Genomic DNA, 17,540 nt, shown 5'->3' with positions numbered 1-17,540 from the left:
TAGAGGTCACCGACCTTGTCACCCGTTCGAGGGAGACCGCCGTCGCGGGCGTGTTCGTGGCTTCCACGTGGGTGATTCGTCAGTATGGTGCCGCGAATGCGTCGCCTGCTCATCGTTGCTGTCGGGTTGTTGTCGCTGGTGGTCGTGGCCTGTGGGCCGGACACGGAGGCCGCCACACCCTCTTCCACCGCAGTACCCGAGCCGCCCCCTGCCGACAGGTGGCAGACCACCACCGATCCGGCGACCGGGATCAGCTTCGCGCTGCCCGGCAAGGCGAAGGTGGCCACCAGGGACGGCAACGCCGAGGGCACGACCCCCGACATCAGGTCCTACCAGGTCGAGGTCGCCCCGGACCTCGGCATCGCGGTCAACTTCGGGGAGGCCGCCGCCGCGGACTACTCCGCGGCCGGTCTCGCCGACGTCGCCGACTCGATCGTCAGTCAGTTCGCCGCCCAGGGTGCCACCGACACCGTCGTGACGGACCGTGAGGAGACCACCGTCGGCGACCATCCCGCGCTGGACTTCCGGGTGTCCTCCACCAGCAAGTCCGGACAGAAGAGCATCTGGCTGGTCCGTGCCATCGGTGACGGGACGCGGGTCGTCCAGCTGCAGAGCATCGCCTTCGCCGACTCCGACGACGCGTCGTCGGTCACGCCGGTCGTCGAGCGGTACCACCGGGTGCTCCTCGAGAGCCTCAAGCTCTGAGCAGCGCAGGCGACGGTGCGGGCAGCGCCGCGATCTCCTCGGCGACCCGCTTGGCCGCGGTGCGTTCCGGGCCGTCGGCCAGCAACGCACCCACCGCCTCCGCGAGCGTGGCAGGCGTCTGCGCCTCGTTCGACAGCGCGCGGCCGACGCCGGCCCGCTCGACGGCCGCCGCGTTGAACGGCTGGTCCGCGCCCTGGGGGAGGACCAGCTGCGGCAGGCCCTCGGCAAGCACCCCGAGCATCGTGCCGGTGCCGCCGTGGTGGACGACCAGGTCCACGTGTCGCAGCACCTCGGCCTGCGGCACGAACCTCTCGGTGTGCACGTTGGCGGGCAGCGCGCCGAGCAGCGCCGGGTCACCGGCCGGACCGACCGCCACCAGCACGTCGACGTCGTGGTCGGCCACCGCGAGCACTGCCCGGCGCAGCACCTCGACCGCGCCATAGGACACCGTGCCCAGCGTGACGTAGACCCGCCGCCGGGGTGACCGCGGCAGCCACGCGGGCATCTGCGCCGGTGGCGTCCACGCCACCGGACGGATCGGCCGGTGGGACCCGGGCAGCGGCACCGGCGTCTGGATGGACGGCGGCAGCGGGTCGAGATAGCCGCCCGGCAGGGCCGGGTCGGCGCCCGCGACCTCGTACATGAGCGCGTACAGCGGGCTCCACAGGCCGATCCCGAACGCCGTCGCCGGGATACCGAACGCGGCCGCGGCCGCCTGCGCGCCGGGGTTGAGCGACTCGTGCACCACCAGGTCGGGGCGCTCGCGTTCGAACAACGCACGCAGCGTCGGCTCGACCAGCCGCGCGGTGGTCTCACCGAACAGGTACGCCACCAGCTCGGGGCCGTCCCCGACACCCGGGTGGTTGCGCCGGGTCTCCTCCTCGACGCCGCCGAGCGCGCCGCCCACCGCGATGCCGGGCACCGTCGGCAGCGGCAGCGTGTCGAGCAGCGGCTCACCCGTCGCGACCAGCACGTCGTGGCCCGCCGCCGCGCACGCCGTGGCGAGCGGCAGCATCGGGTAGAGGTGTCCGTACGCGGGCAGCGCCGCGAAGACGATCTTCATTCGACCAGTCTCCCACCCAGGTAGACGGCGCGGACGTCGTGGACCGCGGCCGGGTCGGTGACCGGGTCGCCCGCGACGGCCACCAGGTCGGCGTCGTACCCCGGCGCGAGACGGCCCTTGCGGCCCGCCAGCCCGCACACCTCTGCGGCCACGGACGTCACCGCCCGCAGCGCCTCCAGCGGGGTCATGCCGAGCCCGACCAGCTGCGGCACGGCGTTGGGCAGCGACGGGTGCCGCTTCGGCGGGCCGATCCCCGCGTCCGTGCCCGCCACGACCACCGCGCCCGCCTCGATGAGGCGTCGGTAGGCCGCCATGATCCTCGGCACCCGAGCCACCACCTCGGGCGGCGGCCTGACCCCCGAGGACGGGGACGGCGGCGCCATCCCGATCGACGCGCCGACGGCCGCCCGGCGCTCGGTGATCAGCTCCAGCAGGTCCGGCCGGTCGTCCACGCCGTCCGCCGACCAGAACGAGACGTGCTCCAACCCGTCGACACCGGCGGCGAGCGCGTTGGCGATGCCCGCGGAGGCGTGTGCGTGCGCGACGACCGGCAGGCCGTGCCGGTGCGCCTCGTCGACGGCCGCACGCAGCTCCGCCACGCCGAACTGCGGCTCGTGCTGCGCCGAGCCCGCCGTCAGCGTGCCGCCGCTCGCCATGATCTTGACGACGTCGCAGCCGCGCTCGACCCGCCGGCGCACCGCCGCCCGCACGGACGCCTCGGTGCCCGTCGTCGCACCGCCGAGGAAATGGCAGTGGCCGCCCTCGGTCGTGACCGGCGGACCGGCGGCCACGATCGTCGGCAGGTCCGGCCTGCCACGTAACTCCAGCGACGAGAAATTCAGGTCGCCGAGGTCCCGCACGGTCGTGACACCGCGCCGCAGCGTCCGCCGCGCGGCGTCGACCATGCTGTCGTGCACCTCGTCCGGCGTGCGGGCGACCAGCGCGGCGACCGGGTCGGGACCCCCGTCGAACGCGAGGTGGACGTGGACATCGATCATGCCGGGCAGCAGCGTGACGTCGCCTAGCTCGACGACCTCCGCGTCCGGCAGCTCGACTCCGGTCGCCACCACCCGACCGCCGTCGATGACGACGGTCGGGTTGGCGATCACTCGCGTCCCGTCGAAGACGCGGGCCGCGCGCAGCAGGGTGAGGCTCATACCCGAATGGTCGCTGCGCGAGCCCGGAATGCGACGGGCACCCGTCCCTTGTGGATCAGCCCCGTTCGTAGTCGCGGGCCACGTTCAGCAGCTCGACGAGCCCGTCGGCGTACTCCTGGGACTCGGCGTGCGCCTCCGGGTAGGGCGGCTGGAAGCCGACGCCCTCCCACTGGCCGGTCGACGGGTTCCAGACGTCGTTGCCGATCTCGAAGTCCCACGCGAAGATGCCCAGCTCGTAGTACAGCTGGTCGGCGGAGTTGCCTGCCGCCGAGTAGAGCACGTCCGCGACGGGCCCGGTGCGCGACGGCCACGTGACCGTGCCACGCGAGGACGCGATGGCCCCGACGATCCGCTTGGCAGACGCCTGGAACATGGCCGATTCCTCAGTGGACGGTCGGGGCAGCGTTATCCGGCCCGGCATCGCGTAGGCGCCCGGCGGCCACATGAAGTAACCGCCGTAGCTGTGCACGTTCATCACGAACCTGATGTTGTCGTGCGCCTTCGCGAGGTCGATGACGTTGCTGCTCTCCGCTTCGGACAGCTCGGCGGTGCCGGAGTAGGTGCCGGACAGGCAGTTGCCCGACCCGCCGACGAACCCGTCGAAGAACGAGCCGACACTGTAGTTCCGGTTGACGTCCACGCCCCACGAGTCCGCGTTGCGCGGGTCGCGCTGCGTGCCCGTGCAGTGGTTCACCATGTTCTTGCGCTGGAAGTTGGCGTCGTTGAAGGAGTAGTTCGCGCCGTCCGGGTTGACCGTCGGGATCACGAACACCTCGACGTCCTCGAGCAGCTGGCGTGTCGCCGCGTCCGTCGCGTAGTTGGCGAGCAGCCGCTCGGCGAACTCCAGTGTCACGAGCGGTGTCGCCCACTCCCGCGCGTGCTCCTGCGAGTAGGCCAGCACGCCGATGCGCGAACCGTCGCGGTGCACGCCGATCCGCAGCGCCTGCACGGTCCACGGCTTGTTCGGGATCGACCCGTCGAGGCCGTCGTCCATCGTGACCGGGCCCACCACCGGCATGACCTTGCCCGCCGAGCCGTCCTCGACGAACGCGCTGAAGCGCTGGGGAAAACGGGCCGTGATCAACGCGGCGATCTGGTCGGTCGTGCTGATGAGCGCGCCCGTGCTGTCGGTGGCGAGCGATACCGTCAGGACGCGGTCGCGCCAGGTCGCCTGCGCCGGCCGGTTCGGCCTGCCGGGGTCGACGGTCTTGAGCTGCCAACCGTTCGGGCCCTGGTCACCGAACTGCACCGACTCGACGACGACCGCGGCGGCGGCCAGGTCGCCGAGGTAGGCGGTCGCCGTGCGCCGGTAGCCCTGCGTCCGGTGCGGCAGGTCGATCACGTCGACGAGGTCCGGGTGCTGGCGGGCGAGTCGCGCCACGCGTGCCTTGATGTCGGTCGGCGACATGTACGCGTCGATGAAGTCCTTCTGGTACCCGGAAGGCGTCCCCGGCGGGGTCGCACCAGGCCACGCGGTCGGGGTGATGTCGCGTGAGACGCCGCCGAGGCTGGAGGTGGCGCTCACCTTCGTCGGCCGCGCGGGCAGCACCTGCGGTTCGGCGACGTGGTACTGGTACTCGCCCGCGTCCTCGAAGCGCTGCAACGGGTACGAGCCGGTGGTGCCGTCCGCCGCGGTCCAGTGGACGGTGATCTCGACGTCCGGGTCGGCGATCGCGGTCGTGGCGACCTCCGTCTGGAGGAACGTCGTGCCGTTCGAGGTCCACCAGTAGGCGGACAGGAAGTGCAGGGTGTCGGCGGCCCGCGGCGCGGCCCGTCGCGACTGGGCGTAGCGGGCGGAGCCGTCCCCGTCGCGCTGGATCACCTGGACAGTGCTCGCGCCGCGGGCGGTGAGCGCGTCCAGCTCGGTGCCGCTGACCACGAGGTCGACGAGCAGCCGCCCGTCGTCCATGCGGGGTCGCGCCGCGATGTCCGCGCCGCTCGTGAGCAGTTCGTCGAACATGGCCTCGTCCGGCAGTTGCACGCGGACGAGCGCGAGCTCGTCCGCCGAGACCGGCGCGGCGGTGGCGTTGGTGGCGGGCGGGAGAACGAGTACGGACAGTGACATCACGACGGCGGCGGTGAGTGCCAGACCGCGTTGCTTCATAAGACCTCCCAGGCAGGGGTGCTGTGAATCATTCCCCAACATCGCTGCGAGTCATAGAGTGCTCGCCATGAGTGTGAGCGCTGGGCAGTACACCGCCGTGGACGACACCGAGGATGCGTCCTGGTTCATCCGGTTCTCCGACAGTGTGAACTCGTTCCCGGAGACACGAGCGGTCCGTAAGTCCCTCATCGAGCAGCTTGGTCCACTTGACGGAAAGCACATCCTCGACGTCGGTTCCGGCCCCGGTGACGACACCCGTGAGCTCGCGGCGCTCGCGGGTCCGCATGGCAGGGTCGTCGGAGTCGACCTGAGCGAGGCGATGCTGGCCGAGGCACGCAGGCGCGGCGGCCCGGTGGAGTTCATGAGCGGTGACATCCACTCGCTGTCCTTCCCGGACGCGACCTTCGACCGCGTGCGCGTCAAGCTGGTGCGCCAGCACAGCCCCGACGTCGACGCGGCGGACGACGAGCTGGTGCGGGTACTGCGTCCCGGTGGGCGGCTCGCGGTGTTCGACTTCGACTTCGGCACGCTCGCCATCGACCACCCCGACCAGGAGACGACCCGTGCGCTCATGCCGCACTGGGTGGACCACCACAAGCAGGGCTGGTGTGGGCGGCAGATGCGCCGCCGCTTCCTGTCCAGGGGCATGAAGGACGTGACCCTCACCCCGCACACCACGCAGATGTCGTACGAGTTCTTCCGCAGGGCCGCCGAGGGCGCGGTGGCCGAGGCGGTGGCGGCGGGTGCGCTGGACTCACCCGGCGAGTGGTGGGCGCCGCTGGTGGAGGCCGAGGCGAACGGCCAGTTCTTCGCGAGCCTGACAGGCTACGTGCTCGGCGCGACCCGCTGAGACGACGACCAGGGACAGGAAGGTGAGCAGAGCGCTGCCCGCGCTCTGCTCACCTTCGCCTTCGCTGCCTCAGCGGCGGCGGAGGTTCGCGTTCGTCAGGGCGGGTGGGGTGTAGTAGCTGTCCGCCTTGTTGAGGTCGGTGCCCGGGGGCACGATCTCGTCGATCCGGTCGAGTACGTCACTGGTCAGGACGGTGCCCGCGCCGGTGAGGAGGGACTCCAGCTGGTCCATCGTCCTCGGGCCGATCAGGAGTTCCGCAGGCTGTGGGAGAACCAGGACGTGCGTGACCGTGGCAGCGGGGTCAAGCGGGTCGTGCACCCGGAGGCGGGCGAGCTGGTACTGACGTTCGAGGCGTTGGAGCTGCCGACGGATCCCGGCCAGCGGCTGTGCACCTACACGGCACCGCACGATTCCGAGACGGAGCGGAAGTTGCGTGACCTCGCAACGAGAATGACGATTTCCGTCTGAACACGGGAAAGTCGGAACAAAGCCGACGCACCGCCTGTTGCCACAAGTCATGGAACAGGCAACTCTGCACAGTCCATCCACACCGGACCGTTCGGAGCAGTTGGCAGAGTCGCCGACCGGAGCCGCCAGGATCAGGATCATCCTCGTCCTCGGCGCTCTCATTGCTCTCGGTCCCCTGACCATCGACATGTACTTACCCGCGCTGCCGGCGCTCGGTTCGGACCTCGGGGCGTCCGAGTCCGCCGTGCAGCTCACACTGACCGGCACGCTCGTCGGGCTCGGCCTCGGGCAGCTGGTGATCGGGCCGCTCTCGGACGCGTTCGGTCGGCGCAGGCCGCTCATCGCGGGCACGGCGGTGCACATCGGCGCCTCGCTGCTGTGCCTGGTCGCCCCCAACGTCGTCGTCCTGGGAACGCTGCGGACGCTGCAGGGTGTCGGCGCGGCGGCCGCCATGGTGGTGGCGATGGCCGTCGTCCGTGATCTCTTCGTTGGCAAGGCGGCCGCGACGATGATGTCGCGCCTGATGCTCGTCATGGGGGCCGCGCCGATCCTCGCGCCGTCCATCGGCGCCGCGGTGCTGCTGACCGGCTCGTGGCGCGGGGTCTTCGCCGTGCTCGCGGCCCTCGGCATCGTGCTGCTGCTGGTCGCGGTCTTCCTGCTGAAGGAGACCCTGCCGCCGGAGCGCCGGCGCACCGGCGCGTTCCGCCCGGTGCTCGCCACCTACCGCATGTTGCTCGCCGACGCGCAGTTCGTGGTGCTCGCGCTCGTCGCCGCGCTCGGCATGTCGGCACTGTTCTCCTACGTCTCCGGCTCGTCGTTCGTGCTGCAGGACACCTTCGGGTTGTCACAGCAGCAGTTCGGGCTCGTGTTCGCGGTCGGGGCGGTCGCGCTGATCGGGGCGTCGCAGGTGAACGTGTTGCTGCTCAACCGCTTCACGGCACAGCAGATCGTGTTCGGCGCGCTCGGGGCCGGGCTGGCGTTCGGTGCGCTGCTGATCGTGATGGCCGCGTCGGGGGCGGGCGGGCTCGTGGGGTTCCTCCTGCCGCTGCTGCTCCTGCTCGCGGCGGTCGGCTTCGTCCTGCCGAACGCGCCGGCGCTGGCACTGTCCCGCCACGGTGAGGCGGCGGGCACCGCGGCGGCCCTGCTCGGTGCGGCGCAGTTCGGCCTTGGCGCGTTGATCGCGCCGGTCGTCGGGGTGCTCGGCAACGACGGCCCGGCGATGGCGCTGACGATGACGGGTGGTGTGCTGGTCGCGTGGCTCGCGCTGGCGGCCTCGATGCGTCGGCAACAACGGGTGCCCGTCACGGCCTAAGCTTGCCCCCATGCCCGAGGGTGACACCGTCTACGCCACGGCTCGAAAGCTGACCGAGGCGATGGCCGGTGTCCCTCTCGTGGTCGGCGAGCTGCGCCACCCCCGGCTATCCACTGTGGATCTCAGCGGCCGGACGCTGCTGAAGGCCGTCTCCGTCGGCAAGCACCTCTTCCTGCGGTTCGACGGTGAACTGAGCTTCCACTGCCACCTCGGCATGGACGGCTCGTGGCGCTTCTACGCCGGACGGCCGAGGATCGGCCACCGCGTGCGTGCCGTACTCGCGACGCCGCAACGGTTCGCGCTCGGCACCTCGCTCGTCGAGATGGTGCTGGTGTCCACTGGCGACGAGCACAAGCTCGTCGACCACCTCGGTCCCGACCTGCTCGACCCGGACTGGTCGCCGGCCAAGGAGGCGGAGGCCGTCCGCCGCCTCACGGCGAAGCCGGAGCGCGAGCTCGGCCAGACGCTGCTCGACCAGATGGTGATGGCGGGCGTCGGCAACGTCTACAAGTCGGAGCTGTGTTTCCTGCTCGGCGTCTCCCCGTGGTCGTCGGTCTCGGACGTCGACGCGGAGAAGGCCGTGCGGCTCGCCAGGAAGCTGTTGCTGTTCAACGCCTTGCGGCCCATCCGCAACACCACCGGCAGCAGGCGCCGCGACCTGTGGGTGTACGGCCAGAACCGGCACGGCTGCGCGCGTTGCGGAGGCCCCGTGCTCGTCGGGCACCAGGACGACCGGATCACCTACTACTGCCCGCGCTGCCAGCCAGGACCTACAACTTCCTGAGGCCGGCGGCCACCCGGTACAGCAGGTCCATCGACGGGCCGTCCTCGGTGGCCGTCTCGTGCACGAACAGCAGCTCCGCGGTCACCACGTCCGCGATCAGCACGCGCGCGGCACCGAGCGGCAGCCCGAGCCGGACCGCGATCTCCGCCGTCGACTGGGGCATCCGGCACATCTCGCAGATCGTCCGGTAGTCGTCCCGCAACGTCACGATGTCGCGGTCGCGGCCGTGCGGGGTGGACAGCAGTGTCTCCAGCTCCAGGCGGAAGTCGACATGGGTGCGTCCGCCCGTGCGGGTGTACGGACGGACCAGCTGTCTGGGGTCGCTCGCCTCGGTGGACAGTGGCGGCGCCTCCTTCGGGTTGGCCCACGGGCCGGTGTCGGCGAGCGGCGAGACGAACTCGTCGGCGGGCCTGGCGGCACGTGGGAGCTTCTTCGACTTCTTCTCCCGCCGTGCGAGGCCCTTGCGGCCGGCGGGCACCGCGGAGCGCGGACCGATCGGCAGGGCTCTCGGAGTGGGTGGTTCGAACTCGTCGAGGGGAAGGACGCCGCTCAGGGGCCCCGGGTCCGACTCGGGCCGTTGGCCGGCATCCGAGCCATTGGCTGACAACGCCCGCTCACCACCAGAGATAGGGCACTAGGTGGGCGAATATTACGCGTATATCACGGCCACGGGCAAGCATGCCTATCGGGGTGTGGTGGAGTGGCTACCTAGAGTGCCACGCGAACAGAGTGTTGACTTCACGTGGCTAAACCAGGTAAACACAACGATACGCAGATGAAACGGTGGCAAATCCACATGTACGCAGAAGAACGGCAGCAGCACATCGTCGACCGGGCCCGTCGCGAGGGCCGGGTGGACGTCGCCGAACTCGCGGCCGAGCTGACCGTGACCGGCGAGACGATCCGGCGCGACCTCTCCGTTCTCGAGCGTCACGGCCTGCTGCGTCGCGTGCACGGCGGTGCCATCCCCGTCGAGCGTCTCGGTTTCGAGCCCGCCCTGGCCACCAGGGACGCGGTGCTCGGCGCGGAGAAGGACCGTATCGCGAAGGCGGCTCTCGCGGAGGTGCCCGAGGAGGGCTCGATCCTGCTCGACGCGGGCTCGACCACCGCCCGGCTCGCCGAGATACTGCCGGTCGACCGCCAGCTCACGATCCTCACCAACGCACTGCCCACGGCGTTGTCGCTGGCCACGCGCGCGAACTTCACCGTGCTCTTCGTCGGTGGCCGGGTGAGGTCCCGCACGCTCGCGTGTGTGGACCCGTGGGCGCTGGAGATCCTCGCGCAGTCGTACGTGGACGTCGCCTTCATCGCCACCAACGGCCTGTCCGTGCGGCGCGGGCTGACCACGCCTGACCAGGCGGAGGCCGCGGTGAAGAAGGCCATGGTCACGGCCGCGCGGCGCCGCGTGCTGCTCGCCGACCACACGAAGCTGAGCTCCGATCACCTCGCGAGGTTCGCCGAGCTGTCGGACATCGACCTGTTCATCTCCGACACGGGTCTCGACCCCCAGGTAGCAGCGGAAATCGAGTCGCAAGGGCCAAGGGTGGTACGCGCATGAACCCAACGCCTCCTCGTTCACGTGACGTGAACGGGGACCAGCAATGATCCTGACGCTCACGTTGAACCCGAGTCTCGACCGGACCATCGAGATCCCCGCGCTGGTGCGGGGCGAGATGGTCCGGGCCGCGGCCACGCGGCTCGACCCAGGTGGCAAGGGCGTGAACGTCGCGCGGGCCCTGGCGGCCCACAAGCTGCCGACGTGCGCGGTGATCCCGCGTGGTGGCCCGGAGGGCAGGCAGCTGACCGAGCTGTTGGAGGAGGAGGGAATCGACGTGTGCGCGGTGCCGGTCACCGGCCACACCAGGTCGAACGTGAGCCTCGTCGAGCCGGACGGCTCGGTCACGAAGATCAACGAGCCGGGCAGCGTGCTGGCGCCCGACGACCTCGAGCGCATCGTCAAGGCGGTCCTGGACACCTCGGCGACGGCCGACTGGGTCGTGGCGAGCGGCAGCCTGCCGCCTGGCGTGCCGGACACGTTCTACTGCGAGCTGGGGAACCGGTTGACCGAGCGCGGGGTGCGCTTCGCGGTCGACACGTCCGGGCCCGCGCTCACCGCGGCGCTGGGTGCCAGGCCCGCGCTGGTGAAGCCGAACAGGGACGAGCTCGCGGAGTTCGCGGGCCGTCCGATGGACACGCTCGACGACGTGGTCGCCGCCGCGACCACCATGTGCGAGACAGGGGCGGAGAGAGTTCTGGCCAGCCTCGGCGCCGACGGCGCGGTGCTGGTCGGCGGGGGTATGGGGGTGCGGTACGGCGAGTCGCCGGTCGATCGCGGCCGAAGTGCGGTCGGTGCGGGAGACGCGATGCTCGCCGGGTATCTGGCCGGTGGGGTGACCGGCGGGGATGCACTAGTCGAGGCGTTGTCGTGGGGTGCGGCGGCGGTCCGGTTGCCAGGGAGCCGGATGCCCGGACCCGGCGACGTGGACCGCGCGTCCGTGCGCAGTCACGCCTCGGTCGACCTCACACGCGCCCTCGACGGGCCACGGCACGGGATGGAGCAGACTCAATGACGACTGACATCTCACACCTCAAGAACCTGCAGGGCAACAGCTGGCGCGCCAGTGTGCAGCGCCTCGGCAGCAGGCTCGCCGGCATGATCATGCCCAACATCGGCGCCTTCATCGCCTGGGGTCTGATCACCGCCCTGTTCATCCCCAAGGGATGGTTGCCGAACGAGACCCTCGCCGGGCTCGTCGACCCGACCATCAAGTACTTACTACCGATCCTCATCGGCTACACCGGTGGTCGGATGGTGCACGGCCAGCGCGGTGCGGTGATCGGCGCGATCGCCACCATGGGCGTGGTCGTCGGCGCCGACGTGCCGATGTTCCTCGGCGCGATGATCATGGGACCGCTCGCCGCGTTCCTGTTGAAACTCTTCGACCGCAGGATCGAGGGGAAGATCAAGACCGGCTTCGAGATGCTGGTCAACAACTTCTCGCTCGGCATCCTCGGCGGCGGCCTCGCGTTGGTCGGTGTGGTCGGCATCGGGCCGATCGTGCAGGGGCTCACCAACGCGGCCAGCAAGGCCGTGGACTTCCTGGTGGACAACAGCCTCCTGCCGCTCGTCTCGATCATCGTCGAGCCTGCGAAGGCCCTGTTCCTCAACAACGCCATCAACCACGGCGTGTTCAGCCCGCTCGGCCTCGACCAGGCCCGCGAGACCGGCCAGTCGATCCTGTTCATGATCGAGACGAACCCCGGCCCCGGCCTCGGCATCCTGCTCGCGTACTGGTTCTTCGGCCCGAAGCGCCTGCGGGCGAGCGCGCCCGGCGCGATCATCATCCACTTCTTCGGCGGCATCCACGAGATCTACTTCCCGTACCTGCTGATGAAGCCGCGGCTGATCATCGCCGCCATGGCCGGTGGCATGGCCGGTGTCGCGACCGCGATGGTCACGAACTCCGGGCTCGTCGCGCCGCCCGCTCCGGGCAGCATCTTCGCCTACATCGCGGTCACGCCGCGCGGTGGTCACGTCAGCGTGCTGCTGTCCATCGTGATGGCCACGGCTGTCGCGTTCATCGTCGCCGCGGCCCTGCTGAAGTTCGGCCGGGGCGCTGACGTCGAGGACGAGGCCACGGCGACCATCCCCGAGCAGGCGGGTGCCGGTGTGGCGTCCGGTGACGCCACCGAGCTGCCGGCGACTGCCGCCCCGGTCGCCGGCTCCGTCTCCGAGAACGGCGCGGTGACCACCGCCCCGGTGATCCTCGGCAGCGAAGTGAAGACGGTCGTCGTCGCGTGCGACGCCGGTATGGGGTCGAGCGTCATGCTGGCGAGCCAGATGCGCACGCGGCTCAAGCCGTACGGCGTGGCCGTCGAGCACGTCGCCATCGCCGACCTCCCGACGGACTCGCGCCTGGTGCTCACGCACTCCGACCTCGCCGAGCGGGCCAGGCGGACCGTGCCGCAGGCGGTGGTCGTGGAGTTCCGGATGTTCCTCGGCGACCCGGCGTTCGACCGGCTCGAGAAGGCCATCAAGGAAGGCGAGGAGATCCGTGGCTGAGGTACTGCCCGCGGAAGGCATCCGGCTCGGCCTCACCGCGGCCGACAAGTGGGACGCGATCCGCCAGTGCGGCGCGGTCCTGCTGGAGTTGGACGCGGTCGAGGCCGGCTACCCGGAGACCATGCTGGAACGCGAGAAGTCCGTGTCGACGTTCATCGGCGAGGGCGTCGCGATCCCGCACGGCACGGACGAGAGCCGCGCGCTGGTGAGGAACACGACGCTCGGGGTCCTGCAGTTCCCCGGCGGCGTCGACTGGGACGGGCAGACCGTGACCATCTGCGTCGCCATCGCGGCCAAGGGGAACGAGCACGTCCAGGTGCTGTCGGCACTGGCGCAGATCCTGATGGACCCCGCACAGGCGGAGCGGCTGCGTACCTCGTCGAGCCCCGACGAGGTACGCACGCTCCTCGAATCTATTGGGAAGGATCTTGAGACATGAGGGTGGCACGGTTCTACGCACCTGGTGACCTGCGACTGGAGGACGCGCCGGAGCCGTCGCCCGGTGCGGACGAGGTGAAGATCCGCGTCCACAACTGCTCGACCTGCGGCACCGACGTCAAGATCTTCAACCACGGGCACCAGAACCTCGACCCGCCGCGGGTGATCGGCCACGAGATCGCGGGCGAGGTCGTCGAGGTCGGCGCGGACGTGCCGGGCTGGGCGCCGGGCGACGGCGTGCAGGTGATCGCGGCGGTGCCGTGCGGGACCTGCCCGGACTGCACCCGGGGCCGGATGCCGGTGTGTCCCAACCAGACCTCGGTCGGCTACCAGTACGAGGGCGGGTTCGCCGAGTACCTGATCGTGCCGCGCCAGGTGCTGGCCGTCGACGGGCTCAACCGGATCCCCGACGGCGTGACCTACGCGGAGGCGTCGGTGGCCGAGCCGCTGGCGTGCGTGCTCAACGGCCAGGAACTGGCCGGGGTGGGCGAGGGCGACGACGTGGTCGTCGTCGGCGCCGGCCCGATCGGCTGCCTGCACGTCCGGCTGGCACGGGCCCGTGGCGCGAAGCGGGTGTTCCTGGTGGAGCTGAACCGGTCGCGGCTGGACATGTCCGCCGAGAAGGTGCACCCGGACGCCGCGATCTGCGGGGCCGAGGTGAACGCCGTCGACGAGGTCCTCAAGCTGACCGACGGCCGGGGCGTCGACGTGGTGATCACGGCGGCCGCCTCGGGTGCCGCGCAGGAGGACGCGCTGCTGATGGCCGCGCGCAGCGGGCGGATCAGCTTCTTCGGCGGCCTGCCCAAGGACAAGCCGACGATCACGCTCGACTCGAACCTCGTGCACTACCGCGAGCTGACCATCGTGGGCGCCAACGGCTCCAGCCCGGCGCACAACAAGAAGGCACTCGAGCTGATCGCGAGCGGGCAGGTGCCGGTCAAGGACCTGATCACCCACCGGCTCCCGGTCGCCGAGATCCACGACGCCATCGAGCTGGTCAGGAGCGGTGGCGCGATCAAGGTGACCATCGAACCGTAGTTTCTCAGTAAGGGGCGGCAACGATGCCAGCGAGAGAAGTCGTGGTGGGTTCCCGGATCGGTCTGCACGGCCGGCCGGCGGCGATCGTGGTGAAGACGGCACAGGCGCAGCCGGTGACCGTCCGCATCTCCATCGCCGAGAAGTCGCCCGTGGACGCGCGGAGCATCATCGCGGTGCTCTCGCTCGGCGCCCACGGCGGTGACACCGTCACAATCGAGGCGGAGGGCGACGGCGCCGACGCGGCGCTCGACGCGATGGCGGACGTGCTCGCGAAGGACCTCGATGCGGAGGCCTGACGGGGACGCCGCGACGGCGCGGAGGTGTCTCGATGTCTGAGGGCATGCACGGTCTCGGGGTGAGCCCCGGCCGCACGGCCGGGCCCGTCCACGCGATGGGCAGCCCGCCCGTCCTCCCGTCCGAGGTGCCCCAGGCGGGGCCGGACGAGGGTGAGCGGGCCACCGCCGCGCTCGCCTTCGTGTCGTCGTCGCTCGACGAGTTGGCGGGCAAGCTCTCCGGGCCGGCGGCCGAGGTCCTCGCCACCCAGGCGATGATGGCCGCCGACCCGACGCTGGCCGACGCGGTGGCCGCGAAGGTCGCGGAAGGGCGGCCCGCGGCCTGGGCCGTCACCGACGCGATCGAGGAGCAGCAGGAGCAGTTCAGGGCCCTCGGCGGGTACTTCGCCGAGCGGGCCGCCGACCTCGGGGACCTGCGGGACCGTGCCGTGGCGTGGCTGCTCGACGTCCCCATGCCCGGGCTGCCCCGGCCGGGGGTGCCGTTCGTGCTCTCGGCCGACGACCTGTCACCCGCGGACACGGCCCTGCTCGACCCGACCGTCCTCGCCATCGTCACGCGGCGGGGCGGGCCGACCAGCCACACCGCGATCCTGGCCAGGTCGCGTGGCCTGCCCGCGGTCGTCAGCTGTGCGGACATCCTCGACGTGCCGGACGGCACGCCGGTGTCCGTCGACGGCACCACGGGCGTGGTCGTCAGGGTGACGCCGAACGAGGCCGTCGAGGTCCGGGCGGCCGGCAACGCCGACCGCGAGCGTGAGGCCGCCTTCACCGGCCCTGGCCGCACGAAGGACGGACAGCAGGTACCACTGTTGCTCAACGTCGGCAAGGCGGCCGACATGAGCGACGACGGCGAGGGCGTCGGGCTCTTCCGCACCGAGTTCCTGTTCCTCGGCCGCACCGCGTCACCGTCGGTCGACGAGCAGGAGACCGCCTACCGCGAGCTGTTCGAGGCGGCCGGTGACCGCAAGGTCGTGCTGCGGACACTCGACGCCGGTGCCGACAAGCCGCTGCCGTTCCTGGGGCTCGCCGACGAGGAGAACCCCGCGCTCGGCATCCGGGGCCTGCGGACCGCGCGGGTGCGCCCCGAGGTCCTGACCGACCAGCTGGAGGCCGTGTCGCGGGCCGCGACGGCCACCGGCGCCGACGTGTGGGTGATGGCCCCGATGGTCGCCACCGCCGCGGAGGCCGCCGAGTTCGCGTCGCTCGTCCACAAGGCGGGGCTGCGGACCGCGGGCGTCATGATCGAGGTGCCCGCCGCGGCGCTGCACGCGCGGCAGATCCTCGCCTCCGTGGACTTCGTGTCGATCGGGACGAACGACCTCAGCCAGTACACGATGGCCGCGGACCGGATGAACGGCGAGCTGGCCGACCTGCTCGACCCGTGGCAGCCCGCCGTGCTGTCCCTGGTCGCCACGGTCGCGGCGGCAGGCCGGGACCTGAACAAGCCGGTGGGCATCTGCGGCGAGGCCGCCGGAGACCCGCTGCTGGCGCCGGTGTTCGCGGGCATGGGCATCACGACGCTGTCCATGTCGGCGCCGTCGGTCAGCGCCGTACGGGCGTCCCTGGCCACCCACACCATGGCCGACTGCCAGCGCCTCGCGGAGCTGGCACTGAACGCCGCCGACGCCCAGACCGCCCGCAAGGCCGTCGCGGGCCGCTAGAACCCGCCCGCCGTCCGGCCTTCCCCGGGCGGCGGGTCGGCCAGATCCCCTGGTCCAGCTCGTCGGATGCCCTGGCCACCAGCACCGGTGGCCAGGGCATCGCTGCGTGGAGCCGGGTGGGCACGGCTGGCAAAATTCGTACAACCGACGTACTAACGGGCCCGTCATCTGCGCGATTGCGTGTTCAACCACTGACATCTCGTCCGTTGTTAGGCCGTTTGGAGCCTTAACTTTTGTCGGCTGTCGACATAAGTTCGGGTTGTTTCATCGGAAGCGGCTATGTCCACGCCAGCGAGGGACGCCCGGCAGCCACCCGGGTCGAAGGCGAGGCAGCGTGACAACGGATGTCACCCCTGTGTGCCATGCGCGTGTCGCGCCGCGTCTCCAATCCCCCAACCAACGTGAGCGGCGCGTGCGCCGCTCCGCACCTGTGTCCAGGAACGGAGCTCCACAATGGACAAAGAAAGCCGGCCGACGCTCTCGCGTCGATCGATGCTCGCCGGGGCGGCGGCAGCCGGGGTGCTCGCCCCCGCCGTGGCGGCGAGCGGGGTAGCCGCGTTCTCCGCGGCGGCCGGCGCCGAGTCCGCGTCAGCCGCGGCCGGAGCGCTCAGACAGATCACCCTGTACGCCGAACAGCTCAAGGACAGCAACCTCATCGGCTACGCCCTCGAACCGGGCAAGCCGACGATCCCCGGCCCCCTGCTGGAGATCTACGAGGGCGACACGATCGAGATCGAGCTGGTCAACACCACCAACCAGCGCCTGTCGATCCACCCGCACGGCGTCAACTACGAGACCACCTCGGACGGCTCGCCGCTCAACGACTCGTTCAACAACCCTGGCGAGACGAAGGTCTACACCTGGCGCACGCAGACCGCCTACCAGCGGGACGGCGTCTACATGCCGGGCAGTGCGGGCTACTGGCACTACCACGACCACGCCCTCGGCACCGACCACGGCACCGGCGGGCTGGCGCGGGGGCTGTACGGCGGCCTGATCGTGCGCAAGAAGGGTGACCTGCTGCCGGACCGGCAGTACACCGTGGTCTTCAACGAGCAGTCCATCAACAACCTCGTCGCCCCGAACACCCCCATGCTCGAGGCGAACAAGGGTGAGCGCGTCGAGTTCGTCTGCGTCGGTCACGGCACGCTGCCGCACACGTTCCACCTGCACGCACACCGCTGGGCGGACAACCGCACCGGCCACCTCACCGGCCCGGACGACACCACGCAGGTGATCGACAACCGCAACCTCGACCCCGGCAGCTCCTTCGGCTTCCAGGTGATCGCGGGCGAGGCCGTCGGCGCGGGCGCGTGGATGTACCACTGCCACGTCCAGAGCCACTCCGACGCGGGCATGTCCGGCATCTTCCTGGTCCGCAACCCGGACGGCTCCCTGCCGGACGGCGCCCAGGCCGCCATCGACCGCTTCCACGGCATGCCCATGGGTGGCATGGACATGAAGGCCATGAACATGTCGCCGGTCCCCACCGGTGTCCACGACGGCATCGCGCCCCTGGCCCCCGGCAACCCGTCGGCGAAGAAGTCGAAGAACAGCCCGCCGGCCGCCGGCCACGGCCACAAGTAACCACCCGATCCATTGAC

Annotated in this window: 18 protein-coding genes; 13 read left to right on the top strand and 5 right to left on the bottom strand. The window is 70.8% G+C overall.

The features are described from left to right. Positions 1 to 96: 96 nt before the first annotated feature. A complete protein-coding gene (locus CLV71_RS15765) occupies positions 97 to 705 on the top strand; it encodes a hypothetical protein (protein WP_133903505.1) in 609 nt (202 codons plus the stop codon). Here the strand turns inward: CLV71_RS15765 and CLV71_RS15760 are convergent. From CLV71_RS15760 to CLV71_RS15750, 3 genes are read right to left on the bottom strand one after another with little or no spacing between them, the layout of a single operon-like run. Further along, positions 695 to 1,768 (bottom strand): glycosyltransferase, encoded by a 1,074-nt coding sequence (locus CLV71_RS15760; protein WP_133903504.1) that lies wholly within the window; start codon positions 1,766 to 1,768, stop codon positions 695 to 697. The genes CLV71_RS15765 and CLV71_RS15760 overlap by 11 nt on opposite strands. Beyond that, positions 1,765 to 2,925 (bottom strand): amidohydrolase family protein, encoded by a 1,161-nt coding sequence (locus CLV71_RS15755; RefSeq protein WP_133903503.1) that lies wholly within the window; start codon positions 2,923 to 2,925, stop codon positions 1,765 to 1,767. Before CLV71_RS15755 ends, CLV71_RS15760 begins: the two co-directional genes overlap by 4 nt. 55 nt (positions 2,926 to 2,980) lie before the next feature. Further along, positions 2,981 to 5,029 carry a M14 family zinc carboxypeptidase gene (locus CLV71_RS15750; RefSeq protein ID WP_133903502.1) on the bottom strand — a complete coding sequence of 683 codons (2,049 nt, stop codon included), beginning with the start codon at positions 5,027 to 5,029 and terminating at the stop codon, positions 2,981 to 2,983. Positions 5,030 to 5,096: 67 nt separating this feature from the next. Between CLV71_RS15750 and CLV71_RS15745 the strand changes: the two genes are divergently transcribed. Beyond that, positions 5,097 to 5,879, top strand: a complete 783-nt coding sequence (locus tag CLV71_RS15745; protein ID WP_133903501.1) for a methyltransferase domain-containing protein — start codon at positions 5,097 to 5,099, stop codon at positions 5,877 to 5,879. Between the two features lie 69 nt (positions 5,880 to 5,948). Here the strand turns inward: CLV71_RS15745 and CLV71_RS49315 are convergent, their stop codons facing one another. After that, positions 5,949 to 6,110 (bottom strand): hypothetical protein, encoded by a 162-nt coding sequence (locus tag CLV71_RS49315; protein ID WP_243866484.1) that lies wholly within the window; start codon positions 6,108 to 6,110, stop codon positions 5,949 to 5,951. A 48-nt stretch (positions 6,111 to 6,158) separates the two neighbouring features. Here CLV71_RS49315 and CLV71_RS49310 point away from each other — a divergent pair, with 48 nt between their 5' ends. The 3 genes from CLV71_RS49310 to CLV71_RS15730 are packed head-to-tail and all read left to right on the top strand — an operon-like array spanning position 6,159 to position 8,443. After that, entirely contained in the window at positions 6,159 to 6,347 is a 189-nt protein-coding gene (locus CLV71_RS49310) for an MmyB family transcriptional regulator (RefSeq protein WP_243866482.1), read from the top strand. Positions 6,348 to 6,396: 49 nt separating this feature from the next. Then, a complete protein-coding gene (locus CLV71_RS15735) occupies positions 6,397 to 7,659 on the top strand; it encodes a multidrug effflux MFS transporter (protein ID WP_133903500.1) in 1,263 nt (420 codons plus the stop codon). A gap of 10 nt (positions 7,660 to 7,669) precedes the next feature. Further along, complete coding sequence (locus CLV71_RS15730; RefSeq protein WP_133903499.1) at positions 7,670 to 8,443, top strand: DNA-formamidopyrimidine glycosylase family protein; 774 nt, start codon at positions 7,670 to 7,672, stop codon at positions 8,441 to 8,443. On the opposite strand, the gene CLV71_RS15725 is transcribed toward CLV71_RS15730, so the two are convergent. After that, positions 8,430 to 9,050, bottom strand: coding sequence for a DUF742 domain-containing protein (locus CLV71_RS15725; protein WP_166664113.1), 621 nt, complete (start codon positions 9,048 to 9,050; stop codon positions 8,430 to 8,432). The two genes, CLV71_RS15730 and CLV71_RS15725, sit on opposite strands and share 14 nt — an antisense overlap. Before the next feature lie 189 nt (positions 9,051 to 9,239). Here CLV71_RS15725 and CLV71_RS15720 point away from each other — a divergent pair, with 189 nt between their 5' ends. The 8 genes from CLV71_RS15720 (at position 9,240) to CLV71_RS15685 (ending at position 17,523) form a co-directional block, all read left to right on the top strand. Continuing rightward, entirely contained in the window at positions 9,240 to 10,001 is a 762-nt protein-coding gene (locus tag CLV71_RS15720; RefSeq protein ID WP_133903875.1) for a DeoR/GlpR family DNA-binding transcription regulator, read from the top strand. A gap of 43 nt (positions 10,002 to 10,044) precedes the next feature. Continuing rightward, positions 10,045 to 11,013 carry a 1-phosphofructokinase gene (gene pfkB, locus CLV71_RS15715; RefSeq protein ID WP_133903497.1) on the top strand — a complete coding sequence of 323 codons (969 nt, stop codon included), beginning with the start codon at positions 10,045 to 10,047 and terminating at the stop codon, positions 11,011 to 11,013. After that, positions 11,010 to 12,506, top strand: coding sequence for a PTS mannitol transporter subunit IIBC (locus CLV71_RS15710; RefSeq protein ID WP_133903496.1), 1,497 nt, complete (start codon positions 11,010 to 11,012; stop codon positions 12,504 to 12,506). Before pfkB ends, CLV71_RS15710 begins: the two co-directional genes overlap by 4 nt. Beyond that, complete coding sequence (locus CLV71_RS49305; protein ID WP_133903495.1) at positions 12,499 to 12,945, top strand: PTS mannitol transporter subunit IIA; 447 nt, start codon at positions 12,499 to 12,501, stop codon at positions 12,943 to 12,945. Before CLV71_RS15710 ends, CLV71_RS49305 begins: the two co-directional genes overlap by 8 nt. Beyond that, complete coding sequence (locus CLV71_RS15700; RefSeq protein ID WP_133903494.1) at positions 12,942 to 13,982, top strand: zinc-dependent dehydrogenase; 1,041 nt, start codon at positions 12,942 to 12,944, stop codon at positions 13,980 to 13,982. Before CLV71_RS49305 ends, CLV71_RS15700 begins: the two co-directional genes overlap by 4 nt. 23 nt (positions 13,983 to 14,005) lie before the next feature. Further along, a complete protein-coding gene (locus CLV71_RS15695) occupies positions 14,006 to 14,278 on the top strand; it encodes an HPr family phosphocarrier protein (protein ID WP_133903493.1) in 273 nt (90 codons plus the stop codon). Between the two features lie 32 nt (positions 14,279 to 14,310). After that, entirely contained in the window at positions 14,311 to 15,936 is a 1,626-nt protein-coding gene (gene ptsP, locus CLV71_RS15690) for a phosphoenolpyruvate--protein phosphotransferase (protein ID WP_133903492.1), read from the top strand. 453 nt (positions 15,937 to 16,389) lie between these two features. After that, complete coding sequence (locus CLV71_RS15685) at positions 16,390 to 17,523, top strand: multicopper oxidase domain-containing protein (RefSeq protein WP_133903491.1); 1,134 nt, start codon at positions 16,390 to 16,392, stop codon at positions 17,521 to 17,523. Positions 17,524 to 17,540: the final 17 nt, after the last annotated feature.

It is taken from the genome of Actinophytocola oryzae (genome assembly GCF_004364325.1).
GTDB lineage: Bacteria > Actinomycetota > Actinomycetes > Mycobacteriales > Pseudonocardiaceae > Actinophytocola > Actinophytocola oryzae.
The sequence above is the reverse complement of the archived record's forward strand: the minus strand, read 5'-3'. Positions and strand labels throughout refer to the sequence as shown.

Coding starts and splice junctions, on each gene's coding strand:
- ptsP (WP_133903492.1), top strand. CDS start 14,311: ATGTCTGAGGGCATGCACGGTCTCGGGGTGAGCCCCGGCCGCACGGCC.
- CLV71_RS15685 (WP_133903491.1), top strand. CDS start 16,390: ATGGACAAAGAAAGCCGGCCGACGCTCTCGCGTCGATCGATGCTCGCC.
- CLV71_RS15745 (WP_133903501.1), top strand. CDS start 5,097: ATGAGTGTGAGCGCTGGGCAGTACACCGCCGTGGACGACACCGAGGAT.
- CLV71_RS49315 (WP_243866484.1), bottom strand. CDS start 6,110: ATGGACCAGCTGGAGTCCCTCCTCACCGGCGCGGGCACCGTCCTGACC.
- pfkB (WP_133903497.1), top strand. CDS start 10,045: ATGATCCTGACGCTCACGTTGAACCCGAGTCTCGACCGGACCATCGAG.
- CLV71_RS15735 (WP_133903500.1), top strand. CDS start 6,397: ATGGAACAGGCAACTCTGCACAGTCCATCCACACCGGACCGTTCGGAG.
- CLV71_RS15710 (WP_133903496.1), top strand. CDS start 11,010: ATGACGACTGACATCTCACACCTCAAGAACCTGCAGGGCAACAGCTGG.
- CLV71_RS15720 (WP_133903875.1), top strand. CDS start 9,240: ATGTACGCAGAAGAACGGCAGCAGCACATCGTCGACCGGGCCCGTCGC.
- CLV71_RS15695 (WP_133903493.1), top strand. CDS start 14,006: ATGCCAGCGAGAGAAGTCGTGGTGGGTTCCCGGATCGGTCTGCACGGC.
- CLV71_RS15760 (WP_133903504.1), bottom strand. CDS start 1,768: ATGAAGATCGTCTTCGCGGCGCTGCCCGCGTACGGACACCTCTACCCG.
- CLV71_RS15765 (WP_133903505.1), top strand. CDS start 97: ATGCGTCGCCTGCTCATCGTTGCTGTCGGGTTGTTGTCGCTGGTGGTC.
- CLV71_RS15730 (WP_133903499.1), top strand. CDS start 7,670: ATGCCCGAGGGTGACACCGTCTACGCCACGGCTCGAAAGCTGACCGAG.
- CLV71_RS15755 (WP_133903503.1), bottom strand. CDS start 2,925: ATGAGCCTCACCCTGCTGCGCGCGGCCCGCGTCTTCGACGGGACGCGA.
- CLV71_RS15750 (WP_133903502.1), bottom strand. CDS start 5,029: ATGAAGCAACGCGGTCTGGCACTCACCGCCGCCGTCGTGATGTCACTG.
- CLV71_RS15700 (WP_133903494.1), top strand. CDS start 12,942: ATGAGGGTGGCACGGTTCTACGCACCTGGTGACCTGCGACTGGAGGAC.